The organism is [Clostridium] saccharolyticum WM1, from assembly GCF_000144625.1.
GTDB classification, from domain to species: domain Bacteria; phylum Bacillota; class Clostridia; order Lachnospirales; family Lachnospiraceae; genus Lacrimispora; species Lacrimispora saccharolytica.
On the sequence record NC_014376.1, the window covers coordinates 1,048,927 to 1,062,236 of the forward strand.

At 46.8% G+C, this 13,310-nt stretch carries 12 protein-coding genes, 1 pseudogene and 1 riboswitch; all 13 genes and pseudogenes read left to right on the forward strand.

What is annotated here, in order from left to right; genetic code table 11:
- Positions 1–66 precede the first annotated feature (66 nt).
- Positions 67–2,250, forward strand: coding sequence for a ferrous iron transport protein B (gene feoB, locus CLOSA_RS04975; protein ID WP_013271678.1), 2,184 nt, complete (start codon positions 67–69; stop codon positions 2,248–2,250).
- 63 nt (positions 2,251–2,313) lie between these two features.
- Positions 2,314–2,451, forward strand: coding sequence for a FeoB-associated Cys-rich membrane protein (locus CLOSA_RS04980; protein ID WP_013271679.1), 138 nt, complete (start codon positions 2,314–2,316; stop codon positions 2,449–2,451).
- A 54-nt stretch (positions 2,452–2,505) separates the two neighbouring features.
- The gene (locus CLOSA_RS04985) at positions 2,506–3,024 is read left to right on the forward strand and encodes a transcriptional repressor (protein ID WP_041708481.1); all 519 of its coding nucleotides are present in this window, start codon (positions 2,506–2,508) and stop codon (positions 3,022–3,024) included.
- Positions 3,025–3,047: 23 nt separating this feature from the next.
- Positions 3,048–3,686: an HD-GYP domain-containing protein gene (locus CLOSA_RS04990; protein ID WP_013271681.1), complete on the forward strand. Its 639-nt coding sequence runs from the start codon at positions 3,048–3,050 to the stop codon at positions 3,684–3,686.
- A gap of 67 nt (positions 3,687–3,753) precedes the next feature.
- Positions 3,754–3,867: riboswitch (TPP riboswitch) on the forward strand.
- Positions 3,868–3,931: 64 nt separating this feature from the next.
- A complete protein-coding gene (locus CLOSA_RS04995; protein ID WP_013271682.1) occupies positions 3,932–4,228 on the forward strand; it encodes a thiamine-binding protein in 297 nt (98 codons plus the stop codon).
- Positions 4,197–4,955, forward strand: coding sequence for an ABC transporter permease (locus CLOSA_RS05000; protein ID WP_013271683.1), 759 nt, complete (start codon positions 4,197–4,199; stop codon positions 4,953–4,955). Before CLOSA_RS04995 ends, CLOSA_RS05000 begins: the two co-directional genes overlap by 32 nt.
- A gap of 87 nt (positions 4,956–5,042) precedes the next feature.
- The gene (locus tag CLOSA_RS05005; protein WP_013271684.1) at positions 5,043–6,053 is read left to right on the forward strand and encodes an ABC transporter substrate-binding protein; all 1,011 of its coding nucleotides are present in this window, start codon (positions 5,043–5,045) and stop codon (positions 6,051–6,053) included.
- 95 nt (positions 6,054–6,148) lie between these two features.
- The gene (locus tag CLOSA_RS05010; protein WP_013271685.1) at positions 6,149–6,892 is read left to right on the forward strand and encodes an ABC transporter ATP-binding protein; all 744 of its coding nucleotides are present in this window, start codon (positions 6,149–6,151) and stop codon (positions 6,890–6,892) included.
- A 139-nt stretch (positions 6,893–7,031) separates the two neighbouring features.
- Positions 7,032–7,886: a MerR family transcriptional regulator gene (locus CLOSA_RS05015; RefSeq protein WP_013271686.1), complete on the forward strand. Its 855-nt coding sequence runs from the start codon at positions 7,032–7,034 to the stop codon at positions 7,884–7,886.
- A gap of 107 nt (positions 7,887–7,993) precedes the next feature.
- Positions 7,994–9,034 carry an NAD(P)H-dependent amine dehydrogenase family protein gene (locus CLOSA_RS05020; protein WP_013271687.1) on the forward strand — a complete coding sequence of 347 codons (1,041 nt, stop codon included), beginning with the start codon at positions 7,994–7,996 and terminating at the stop codon, positions 9,032–9,034.
- A gap of 302 nt (positions 9,035–9,336) precedes the next feature.
- Positions 9,337–10,026, forward strand: a pseudogene (locus CLOSA_RS05030) (DMT family transporter); the annotation flags it as partial.
- Positions 10,027–10,169: 143 nt separating this feature from the next.
- Complete coding sequence (locus CLOSA_RS05035) at positions 10,170–11,579, forward strand: L,D-transpeptidase family protein (RefSeq protein ID WP_013271688.1); 1,410 nt, start codon at positions 10,170–10,172, stop codon at positions 11,577–11,579.
- A gap of 325 nt (positions 11,580–11,904) precedes the next feature.
- Complete coding sequence (locus CLOSA_RS05040; protein WP_013271689.1) at positions 11,905–13,230, forward strand: 6-phospho-alpha-glucosidase; 1,326 nt, start codon at positions 11,905–11,907, stop codon at positions 13,228–13,230.
- Positions 13,231–13,310 lie beyond the last annotated feature (80 nt).

Genomic DNA, 13,310 nt, shown 5'->3' on the forward strand with positions numbered 1-13,310 from the left:
TACAAATGAGTTAGGTATGACTAATACCTGATAAATCAGGTGCTGACAGGCGGAAAGAGGTAGAGTATGTCAATTAAGATTGCATTAGCAGGTAATCCAAACTGCGGAAAGACAACGCTGTTTAACGCGCTTACAGGATCCAATCAGTTTGTGGGGAACTGGCCGGGCGTAACGGTAGAGAAGAAAGAAGGAAAGCTGAAGGGCCATAAGGATGTGATCATCATGGACCTTCCCGGCATTTATTCCCTTTCTCCCTATACCCTGGAGGAAGTTGTGGCCAGAAATTATCTGATCACAGAGCGGCCGGATGCGATTTTGAATATTGTAGATGGAACCAACATTGAGCGTAACTTATATTTGTCCACTCAGCTTATGGAGCTTGGAATTCCGGTGATCATGGCGGTCAACATGATGGACATTGTGGAGAAAAACGGAGACAAGATACATATTCAAAAGCTGAGCCAGAAACTGGGCTGCGAAGTAGTGGAGATTTCCGCATTAAAGGGAACCGGAATCCAGGAGGCGGCAAAAAAGGCCGTAGCCGTGGCAAATCAGAAAAACAAGGGAGTTCCGGTTCATAAATTTGCACCGGAAGTGGAATCAGTTCTGGATTCCGTTGAAGATAAGCTGGGAAATGAGATTCCCCAGGAGCAGAAACGCTTCTTTGCCATCAAGCTGCTGGAAAAGGATAATAAAATCCAGGCTCAGATGAAGCATGTTCCGGATGTGTCAGAAGAAATCAACCGGATTGAGAAGGAAATGGATGACGATACGGAGAGTATTATCACCAATGAGCGTTACGTATACATCTCTTCGATAATCCATGAGTGCTTTACCCGCAATAAAACGGAAAAACTGACAATATCCGACAAAATCGACCAGATCGTCACAAACCGTTTTCTGGCTCTGCCCATATTTGCCGTGGTCATGTACATCGTGTATTATGTGTCTGTTACAACCATTGGAACCTGGGCGACAGACTGGGCCAATGACGGAGTATTTGGAGAAGGATTTTCCCTCTTTGGCTTAAATGTTCCAGGTGTTCCTGTGGTGATGGAAGGAATCTTAACTGCGGTTGGATGTGCGGACTGGCTCCAGGGCCTGATCCTTGACGGAATCGTGGCAGGTGTAGGTGCAGTTCTTGGCTTTGTACCACAGATGCTGGTACTTTTCATCTTCCTGGCATTTTTGGAAGCCTGTGGTTATATGGCAAGAGTGGCGTTCATTATGGACCGTATTTTCCGTAAATTCGGCCTCTCCGGCAAATCCTTCATTCCGATGCTGATCGGAAGCGGCTGCGGCGTTCCGGGCATTATGGCCTCCCGTACCATTGAAAATGACCGTGACCGTAAAATGACCATTATGACAACCACGTTCATCCCCTGCGGAGCAAAGCTTCCCATCATTGCTTTGATTGCGGGCGCATTGTTCGGTGGAGCATGGTGGGTAGCTCCAAGTGCTTATTTCGTTGGTGTGGCAGCTATTATCTGCTCCGGCATCATTTTGAAAAAAACAAAAATGTTTGCAGGCGATCCGGCTCCCTTTGTTATGGAGCTTCCTGCATACCATATGCCTACGGTTATAAATATCTTAAGAAGCATGTGGGAAAGAGGCTGGTCCTTTATTAAGAAGGCCGGAACTATTATCCTGCTTTCTACCATCGTGGTATGGTTTGCTTCCTATTTTGGCTGGATAGACGGCCAATTCCAGATGCTGGAAAGCGGGCAGCTTGACCATAGCATTCTGGCAATGCTGGGAAGCAGCATCAGCTGGATCTTTACTCCACTTGGCTGGGGGGACTGGAAATCTGCAGTGGCTGCGATTACCGGACTGGTTGCCAAGGAAAATGTGGTAGGCACCTTCGGCATTCTCTTCGGTTTTGCAGAAGTGGCAGAAGATGGCTCTGAGATCTGGGGGACTCTGGCAGGAAGCATGACCCCTGTTGCCGCTTATTCCTTCCTGGTATTTAATCTTTTGTGTGCCCCTTGCTTTGCCGCTATGGGGGCAATCAGGAGAGAGATGAACAATGCCAGATGGTTCTGGTTTGCTGTGGGATATCAGACTCTGCTGGCTTATGTGGTATCCCTTTGTGTTTACCAGATCGGTACATTGGTGACTACTGGTACTTTTGGAATCTTTACAGTGGCAGCCTTTGCTCTGATCGCAGGATTCATTTACCTGCTGGTTAAACCATCAAAGGAAGAGAAAATGTCAAACATTCATTTAAGCAGCGTGGCTGGAGCGAAATAAGCTCTGGTCCTGGCGGGGAGCCTGTATCTTCCATGCAGGCTCCAATAATAAGGAGGTACTTATATGGGAACACTGGTAGTTTTAATTGTGGTAGCCGGTCTGGCTGCATTGGCAGTAAGAAGCATGATCCGTGATAAAAAGAACGGAAAGTCCATTCAGTGCGGTGGTGAATGTAAAAATTGCGGAGGGCACTGCCATTAATGAGGCGGCCGCCGGAAAAGATGTCTAACCCCCAATATACCTGTAAACGGAGGCATGCAAGTGGAGAAACAAACGAACATCAATGAGAAAAGAAAAGTGCCTGACTCCAGAAGCTATCACAGGACAAAAATGCAGAAAGAGCTGATCATTGAAAAGCTGAAGGAAAGAGGCTGCAGGATCACAAAGCAGCGCTGCACGCTGTTGGATGTCATACTGGAACACGAATGCTCCAGCTGCAAGGAGATCTATTATAAGGCAACAGGCGTGGATGATACCATCGGTGCCGCGACCGTTTACCGGATGGTCAATATCCTGGAAGAGATCGGAGCCATCAGCCGGAAAAATATGTACAAAATCGTCTATTCGGAAACCTGCCCGATGGAAGAGGCCTGTACCGTGGTTCTGGACGATGAAACGACTTATCAGCTTTCGGCTAAAAACTGGAACCAGGTGGTTCAGGCAGGGCTTACTGCCTGCGGATATCTGGAAGGCCAGAAAATTTCTTCTATAATAGTAAAACCCTGTGAATGTGAAAAAGCTGATTGCATTTCGCATGGAGTTAGCTATAACTAACTTAAGAAACGAGAATAGAAACTATGGATAGCGGACCAGAATATGAATTATGCACAGGCGGCGTGGATTATCATGAAATCATCCAATGCATTGTAAGCGCATTGGATGCCAAAGACCCCTATACCGCGGGGCATTCTCAAAGGGTGAGCGATATGGCGCTTGCCCTTTTGGAGTTTTTAAGTCTTGATAAAAATGAGATAGAAAAGATACATATCGCTGCCCATCTTCATGATATCGGGAAGATCGGAATTCCGGATTCGGTATTAAATAAGCCGGATAAGCTTTCTGAGGTAGAGTGGGAGGCCATGAAAAAGCATCCCAGGATTGGTGCTGATATTCTAAGTAAATCCCGGCATTTAAAAGAACTGAAGGATATTGTCCTGTATCATCATGAACGCTTTGACGGAAAAGGATATCCGGAAGGCCTGAAGGGAGATGAGATTCCTCTGGGAGCGAGGATCATCGCTGTCTGCGATTCCATTGATGCCATGACTTCAGACCGGGGATATCGGAGGGCTTATTCTCTGGAACACTGTTATGAAGAAATCAAAAAAAATCTGGGAGCAATGTATGATCCGGTTCTTGGGAATCTGGCACTGATGCATTGGGATCAGGTGACTGAAACCATACGCAGATTAGAAGGGAAACTATCGCCTCAGTAACTTGGAGCATCTGCTGTTCCGGGAAGGCGGGATTGACATTCCTGATTCCCTGATGTATACTTGCTATGAAAACTGAAAGGGGTGCTGGAGAAAGTCCGGCTGAGAGTAAGCAGAATTGCTTTAAACCCTCTAACCTGATCTGGATAATGCCAGCGTAGGAAGCCTTCAGGCTAAGCCTGTTCACCCGCCCGGATATCCGGGCGGGTTTTCTTAGTTTATATCATCACACAAAAGGAGAGAAAATTATGAATGCAAGCGTAGCGATCCAGACACTGCCGGAGGCAAAGAACGACGAGGAGCTGATCCGCATCGTTGACCAGGTGATCGATTATATCCGGAGTACCGGACTGAACTATTATGTAGGGCCTTTTGAAACTGCCATTGAAGGAGATTACGATGAGCTGATGGATATTGTCAAGGAATGCCAGCACATTGCCATCCGGGCAGGAGCGCCTTCTGTTGCCGCCTATATTAAAGTTACCTACCGGCCGGAAGGAGAGGTGCTAACGATTGAAAAGAAAGTCACAAAGCATCACAAGTAGGCTTTGGTCCTGGTCTGCGGTCCTTGGGCTTTTGATCCTGTGGCAGGGGATCACCGCTTTTGGTCTTGTGGACCGCTTTCTCCTCCCGTCTCCCATAAGCGTTGGAAAGGCCTTTGTAACGGAATTTCCCATACTGGCCTGCCATGGGGGAATTACCCTTCTTGAAGCGTTTTTAGGGCTGTTTCTGGGTGTGGCGACGGGCTTTGTAATCGCCGTAGTCATGGATCATTTTAATGGTCTTTACCGGGCCTTTTATCCGCTGATCGTCCTGACCCAGACGGTTCCAACCGTTGCCATTGCACCCCTTCTCGTATTATGGTTCGGATACGGCATGGTCCCAAAGGTGATCCTGATCATTCTGACCACCTTTTTCCCCATTACCGTAGGCCTGCTTACGGGATTTAAGTCGGTAAATCCCGATGCAGTGAATCTTTTAAGATCCATGGGAGCCGGAAAAATGAAAATATTCCGGTATATCAAGCTTCCCGGAGCCATGGGGCAGTTTTTTGCAAGCCTGAGGATATCCGTTTCCTACGCAGTGGTGGGGGCGGTCATCTCCGAATGGCTGGGAGGCTTTGGCGGACTGGGGGTTTACATGACCAGAGTGAAAAAATCCTTTGCCTTTGATAAGATGTTTGCGGTCATTTTTCTAATATCGGCTGTCAGCCTTCTCCTCATGAAAGGCGTGGACTTGCTTTCAAGAAAATGTATGCCATGGGAAGAGTGAAATATAAATCAAACATAAGAAATATTGGAAGAATCCCCTTCCTGGGATTTTCTTGCGCTTTAAGAAGCTGAAAGGAAAGAAGAAATAATGAAAAATACAGGTTTGGCAATTTTAACTGCGGCAGTCTTGGCCGCTTCCCTGACTGCCTGCGCAGGAAATGGGAATCAGGCAGTAAATATGGAAACATCGGATTTGAAGAAGGTGACCTTTGTCCTGGACTGGACTCCCAATACCAATCATACAGGGCTTTATGTGGCAAAGGAAAAGGGATATTTTAAGGATGCAGGGCTTGAGGTAGACATCGTCCAGCCGCCGGAAGACGGAGCCGAGGTACTGGTAGCTTCCGGAAAAGCCCAGTTTGGCATGTCCTTTCAGGATTCCATGGCACCGGCCCTTGTAGGGGAAAATGCTCTTCCCATTACAGCGGTAGCTGCAGTTATACAGCATAATACTTCCGGTATTATTTCCAGAAAAGGAGAGGGATTGGCATCTCCAAAGGGAATGGAAGGAAAGAATTATGCCACCTGGGATCTTCCGGTGGAAAAGGCCATGGTCAGGGACGTGGTAGAGGCCGACGGAGGTGATTTTTCCAAGGTACAGCTGGTTCCCAGCACTGTCACGGACGAGGTTTCCGCCTTAAAGTCAAAAACAGTGGATGCCATCTGGATCTTCTATGCATGGGCAGGCGTGAAGATGGAAGTAGAAGGCCTTGAAACGGACTATTTTAAGTTTGCTGATTTAAATCCGGTCTTTGATTATTATACTCCTGTGGTTATCGCCGGAAATGAATTTCTAAAGGAGGATCCGGAGACTGCCAGGGCCTTTTTAAGCGCCTTGAGCAAGGGGTATGAAGATGCCCAAAAGAATCCGCAAGAGGCTGCACAAATCTTGCGGAAGGCTGCTCCGGAGCTTGATGAAAAGCTGGTGATGGAAAGTCAGAAATACCTGGCGGACAAGTATCAGGATGACGTAGATGTATGGGGATACATTGACCCGGTACGGTGGAACCGGTTTTATGAATGGCTGAATGAAAACGGCCTTTCAAGCCCTGAAATTCCGGAAAATACCGGTTTTACCAATGATTTTCTGCCTCAGTAAGCAGGGAAAGCCATTCACTGTTCGTCAGATGCAGGAATGCCGCATTCCTGTCAATGGTTTATTTTTTACGAAATAGAAAAATTCAGGAGGTACCCATGGCACAGCTTAAGGCAGAAGGCATTACAAAATCCTTTGAGACAAGAACAATACTTAAGGGAGTATCCCTGGAGCTTGGGGAGGGGGAACTGGTATCACTTCTGGGAGTCAGCGGTGGTGGTAAGACTACCTTGTTTCATATCATCGCCGGCCTTTCCCTTCCAGATGAAGGACATGTGTATCTGGATGGAGAAGAGATCACCGGAAAGCCGGGGTATGTCAGCTATATGCTGCAAAAGGATCTTTTGCTGCCCTACCGCACCATTGTGGATAATGTTGCGCTTCCTCTTCTCATCAAAGGCATGAAGAAAAAGGAGGCTAGGGAAAAGGCAGGAGAATATTTTAAGCTCTTTGGCCTGGAAGGGACGGAAAGACAGTACCCTTCCCAACTGTCCGGCGGGATGAGACAGAGGGCGGCCCTATTAAGGACCTACCTGTTTTCAAACTCCGTGGCTCTCCTTGACGAACCTTTTTCTGCCCTTGACATGCTGACAAAGAGAGGCGTTCATGAGTGGTATTTAAAGGTTATGGAGGATATCCGTCTTTCCACACTTTTTATCACCCATGATATTGATGAAGCCATTCTTTTGTCAGACCGCATCTGCCTGCTGACCGGGTCTCCAGGCCGGATTACAAAGGAAATCATCATTAATGAACCAAAACCCAGAACAAAGGATTTTAATATTTCGGAAGAATTTTTAAGGTATAAAAGAGAGATATTAAAGCATTTGGAAGGAATATGAGATTCGGCGGGCTTTTTGAGTCCGCTGTTTTTTTATCCTGTCATGTGAAGAAATTGTCAAAAACCTTATTGTAAGTATCCAGTTTATTTTGTATAATAAATACAGAAACAATCATGGTTTACTGCGGAGATTGATGGATATGATAAAATTGACAAATTTTAATGTTAAAAAAATGACGATTGGGGAAATGGCAAAAATTAACCGGATATCAGAGCAAACCCTGAGGCTCTATGACCGGGAAGGGTTGTTTTCTCCTCTGTACCGGGATGAAAACACCGGATACCGTTACTATGATATCCGCCAAAGCGCCCAGCTTGATATGATCCGGTATATGAAGGCTCTTGGCATGCCCTTAAAGGAGATCCGGGTCCACATGAAAAAGTGGGATATGGGGCGGGTAAAGCAGCTTCTTAAGGAGAACCGGGATGCCATTGACCAGAAGATTGTGGAACTCAATCTCCAAAAGCGGGCCATTGAACGGACCATTGACAGTTATGAACGGTATGAAGCGGCTCCCCCGGACGGGGCCATTGTTCTGGAGTACATACAAAAACGCCGGATGTATGTGAAGGAAACGAAAACCAATTTTTACGATTATGAAATCGATGAATACGAGCGCCTTCTGCGCAGCTTAAAAGAGGACATGGCGGCCCGGAATATATCGACCTTTTACTTTGCCAATGCGGGAACCATTTTAAAGCGTGAGAATTTTATGAAGAGAAATCTGTATTCTACTCAGGTGTTTGTGTTTGTGGACCAGGAATACGTTGATGAAGAGCTGATTACCGTTATCCCTGCAGGATCCTACTTATGCATATACTGTGACCGCTTTTCCAAAGAAAAGGAATATATGGACCGTCTGCTTGCAGCCATTGAAGAAAATCATTATACAGTTACAGGAGACTACATTTGCGAGGTCATCGTGGAAATGCCTCTTGACTATAAGGAAAGAGGTATGTTCCTGCGCCTTCAGGTGCCGGTCCGTATGTCCTGATATTTGGTGATTTTGCTCCATTGACCTGATACCTTCTATAACCTTTATAATGTAGTCATCAGGAGCAAAACTCCAAAACAAGTTCTTCTATAGAAAGGATGACGATGATGATGAATTACGAAAAGATCCGTGTGGTACAGTATGGCTGCGGTAAAATGGCAAAGTATATTTTAAGATACTTATATGAGAAGGGTGCGGAAATTGTAGGTGCCATTGACGTGAATCCTGATGTGGTAGGCATGGATGTGGGTGAATTTGCAGGCCTTGGATTTAAGATCGGGGTTCCGATCCGCAGCGATGCCGATGCAGTTCTGGATGAATGTGATGCCGATATGGCGATCGTAACGCTGTTCAGCTTCATGGATGATGTATATCCTCATTTTGAGAAATGCGTTTCCAGAGGGATCAATGTGGTGACCACCTGTGAGGAAGCCATCTATCCATGGACAACTGCTTCCGCCATTACCAACCGCCTGGATGCTCTGGCAAAAGAAAACGGCTGTACCATTGTTGGTGCCGGGATGCAGGATATTTACTGGATCAACATGATCGGCTGTGTAGCAGGCGGCGTTCACCGGATTGACCGCATCGAAGGTGCAGTCAGCTATAATGTGGAGGACTACGGACTGGCTCTTGCAGAGGCTCACGGCGCAGGCATGACCCCTGAGGAATTTGAAGAGAAGATCGCTCATCCCACCACCTTGGAGCCTTCCTATGTATGGAATTCCAATGAAGCGCTGTGCAACAAGATGGGTTGGACCATTAAATCCCAGACACAGAAATGTGTTCCTTATTTTTACGACAAAGACTTATATTCCGAGACTCTGGGAGCTACCATTCCCAAAGGCAACTGCATTGGAATGAGTGCGGTTGTTACTACGGAAACCTTCCAGGGCCCGGTTATTGAGACCCAGTGCATCGGTAAGGTTTACGGCCCGGATGACGGAGACATGTGTGACTGGAAGATCATTGGAGAGCCGGATACTACCTTCTTTGTTCAGAAGCCGGCCACGGTGGAGCATACCTGTGCAACGATTGTAAACCGCATTCCAACCATTCTGAATGCCCCCGCAGGGTTTATCACCGTTGAAAAGCTTGACGATGTTCAGTACTTGTCTTATCCCATCCATTTGTATGTGGAAGCTTAAGCATCAGAGACATTAAGGAAAAGAATAAAGATCCGCAGAGGCAACAGACTCTGCGGATCTTTTACTGAGAAACAATAGTAAATCCACAAATACATAAAAAAAAGTAATGATTACATGTCGAATGATAATATTAACTGCATAAATATAGGGAAATAGCCTTATATTTCCCTCAAATATGATAAAAAAATCATATGCATGACGGTAAAATGATAATAAAAACGACATGAGCCTGACCGTGCAGTTTTTCTCTCATCCCTTATCATGCTTTGAAAATACTGGAAGTGATGGTATAATCAAAGGATTTGCACAGAGACAAGGAATATTCCCATGCGCCTTCCGTAGTGACGGCTGCTTACCGGCTGTTATGGACGGTGGGTCTTATGACACCGGTGGTGTTAGGGAAATCACAGATCCGGGAGGAACTGAAGCGTACGGACAGGAAAACCATGGCATTGTGCGGGGTGAGCGGAATCTTTCTGTCCCTTCATTTTACGGCATGGTTTGAGTCATGTAAGCAGACCTCTGTGGCAAGCTCAACGGCAATCGTTTGCACGGAGGTCATCTGGGTGGCAATGGGATTTGTTGTGTTCTTAAAAGGCTGGCTGGGAAAACCTCCTCTGGCAAGCATAGCTGTCACCGTATTTGGCAGCCTGCTTATCGCCCTGTCCGATTATTCAGCGGGAGGGGATCATTTGCCGGGAGACGGTCTTGCCCTGGCGGCCGCCGTATTTTCCGCTGTTTATACGCTCATAGGCCGTAGTACGAAAGGGAATTTCGACAACATCCTACACTTATATCGTTTATGCCTTTTGTGCACTGGCGCTTTGTGCCGTTACGGCAGGGGCAGGGATTCCTTTCTTTGGGTATGGGCTCAGTTCTACGTGGTAGGGCTTCTCCTGGCGGTATTCTCTAACCTGCTTGGACACAGCATTTTCAGCTGGTGCTTAAAATACCTATCTCCCTCGTTTGTGTCGGCTTCCAAGCTTTGCGATTGGTAACGGCCATGTTTGCCGTGTTCCTTTATTCTAAAGTGGAGAAAAATGGGGAATGATTTTTCTTGTGATTCCCTTAAAATCGTGTTACCCTAATAACCGTGGAATGATGTTCCATAATATTCAGAAAAGGATTCAAGGCAATGATCAGGAAAGGAATTCATGGGATTACGGTGGGAAAGAGCGTTTTCCTTGCAGTCATATTTCTGCTGGCAGGGACAACGATTGCATTGGCAGATGATCCTTCAAAATTTGTTCCAGGGACCAAAATCAATGGTGTCCTTGTGGGAGGAATGACGGTTGAAGAAGCGAAGATACAGATAGAAGGCTTTTATGGCAGGGAATATCAGCTCTCGGTGAAGGAGAAGGGCGGCGTAACCGAGGTGATCAGCGGCCCGGAAATCGGCTATCAGGTGGTCCTTACGGAAGGGCTTCAGGCGGTACTGGAGGAACAGAATGCCGCGGGACGGGTGGCAGGACCTGCCGCAGACAATACCCATACCCAAAAGGGCGTGGTCAGCTATGATGCAGGAAAGCTGAAAGAAAAGCTGAATTCTCTCTCCTGCATCAGCGGAAAGGATATTACGGTTACGAGGAATGCCCGGATTTCTGACTGGCAGCAGGGAATTCCCTTTGCCATCCTTCCGGAAGTACAGGGTAACAGCGTGAACCTTGAAAAACTGGAAGCAGCAGTCAAGGCTGCGTTAAATGAAGAACTTCCTCAAATAGACATAGAGGAATCAGGCTGTTATGATACCGTAACCGTAACCTCAGAGGATGCAGGATTGATCGCCCAACGGGATGCCCTTAACCGCGTAAGGGAAATGGAAATCACCTATGCCTTTGGAGACCAGTCAGAGGTCTTAAAAGGAGAGGAAATCTGTTCCTGGATATCGGGGATGACGGGAGAGGTGATTAACGTAAGAGGAGATAAGACTTCCGCTTATATAAAGGCTCTGGCAGACAAGTATGATACCGCAGGAAAAGAACGGGCATTTCGTGTCACAGATGGAAAAGCCTATCTTCTTCCTGGTTCCTGTGGCCGCAAGTTGGATCAGACGGGAGAAACCGCTGCCCTGGCTGCTCTCATTCAGACCGGACAAAGCCAGAAAAGGGAACCAAAGTATGTTCAGACAGTGGCTGACCGGAGCAAAGCCTGGGGCGGGAATTTTGTTGAGATAGATCTGGCGGCCCAGCATGTTTACATGTATAAGGGTGGTGTTCTGGTATGGAATTCCCCCTGTGTAACTGGAAATGTTTCCAAAGATAACACAACTCCGGAAGGTATTTTCACCCTTTCCTATAAGGAAACAGACCGGGTCCTGCGGGGAGCGAAACAAGCGGACGGAACCTACGAATATGAAAGTCATGTGAATTACTGGATGCCGTTTAACGGAGGGATCGGTCTTCATGACGCCAACTGGAGAACCAGGTTCGGCGGAGACATCTATCAGACAAAGGGAAGCCATGGCTGTGTTAACCTTCCGCCGGATAAGGCAAAGGAATTATACGGCTTGGTCTACTCAGGGATTCCTGTAATTTGCCATTATTAATCAGGAGAATAATAAGAAAAGTAATCGTACGTCAAGAGTAATGGAAATGAAGCGGGCCGCTGCAAAAATAAGTAAGCAATCACTTATTTTTGCAGCGGCCCTTTTTGGCATCGTGTTTTTCCATCGGCTCTATCCCTTTTTCAACCATTGGTTCCAGACTCAGTGGCCATATTCCATAACGTGAAAAATATTACTATTATAGTAACAAATAATAAAATATGTGATAGTATCCGTATATACTTGAAACTATTTACATGCGAAATGAAATGAAGTATCATTAGGCCATCAGAAGAGGACAACAAAAATGTAGAAAAGGAGAAAATCAATGAAAGCATTTCGTGTTTGTATCGTCGGAGGGGGAAGCACCTTTACACTTGGATTCCTGAAGTCATTTGTCAGACTGAGGGAAGCGTTTCCCCTAAAGAAGCTGGTGCTCTTTGACATAGACAGCGACCGCCAGGAGCCCATTGGAAAGTACGGTGAGATTCTCTTTAAGGAGCGGTTTCCGGAGCTGGATTTCTCTTATACCACGGATATCCGGGAAGCCTATGAAGGAATGGATTTCGTGTTCATGCAGATGCGCGCCGGAGGACTTCCCATGCGGGCAAAGGATGAACACATTCCCCTTAGCATGGGACTGGTGGGACAGGAAACCTGCGGGGCAGGCGGTATGGCCTATGGTCTTCGGTCTTGTGTGGACATGATCAAGGCGGTACACCAAATCCGTACCTATGCGCCGGAAGCATGGATCCTGAATTATTCCAATCCGGCAGCTATTGTGGCGGAAGCGCTCCGCAGGGAATTTCCGGATGACAAGAGAATTTTAAACATCTGTGACCAGCCGGAAAACGTAGTCCGCTCCTGCAGCAGGCTTTTACAGTGCAGTTGGGAGGATTTGGATCCGGTATATTTCGGACTGAATCACTATGGCTGGTTTACCCATATGTATGATATCCGTACAGGGGAAGACCTGCTTCCAAAGATCAGGGAAATGGTTGCCCGGAACGGCTTCCTGCCCCAGGATGCGGAGCAAAGGGACAAATCCTGGCTGGATACCTATGGAATGGTGAAGACCATTATGGAGGATTTTCCGCAATTTCTTCCGAATACCTATGACCAGTATTATTTGTATCCGGAATACAAGGCCAGCCATCTGGATCCTGACTTTACCAGGGCCGATGAGGTGATGGCAGGAAGAGAAAAACGGGTATTCGGGGAATGCGCAGAGGTGATCCGGGAAGGAAGGCTGGGAGACAAGTTTGATGAGATCTCCGATGCCCATGCGGAAATGATGATCAAGGTTGCGGAATCCATTGCTTATAATAAGAATGACAGGCATATTATGATCGTGGAAAATAACGGAGCCATTGCCAATATGCAAAATGATGCCATGGTAGAGGTGGTGTGCGAGCTTGGAGCAAATGGCCCGCGCCCCATGAGGGTGGGAAATATTCCCCAGTTCTATCTGGGACTTCTGGTAAACCAGGTATCCTGTGAAAAGCTGATCGTAGATGCATATTTTGAGAATTCCTATCAAAAGGCTCTGGAGGCATTTACCTTAAACCGGCTGATCAACGATGGAAAAAAGGCAAGAAAGGTGCTTGATGCTTTGATTGAGGCTAATAAAGGCATGTGGCCGGAGTTAAAATAAGGGGATACGGCAGAAGGAAGTTGAAGGGATTGAGATGAAATATGCTCACCCGGGAAAACATAAGAAAACAGGATGTAACG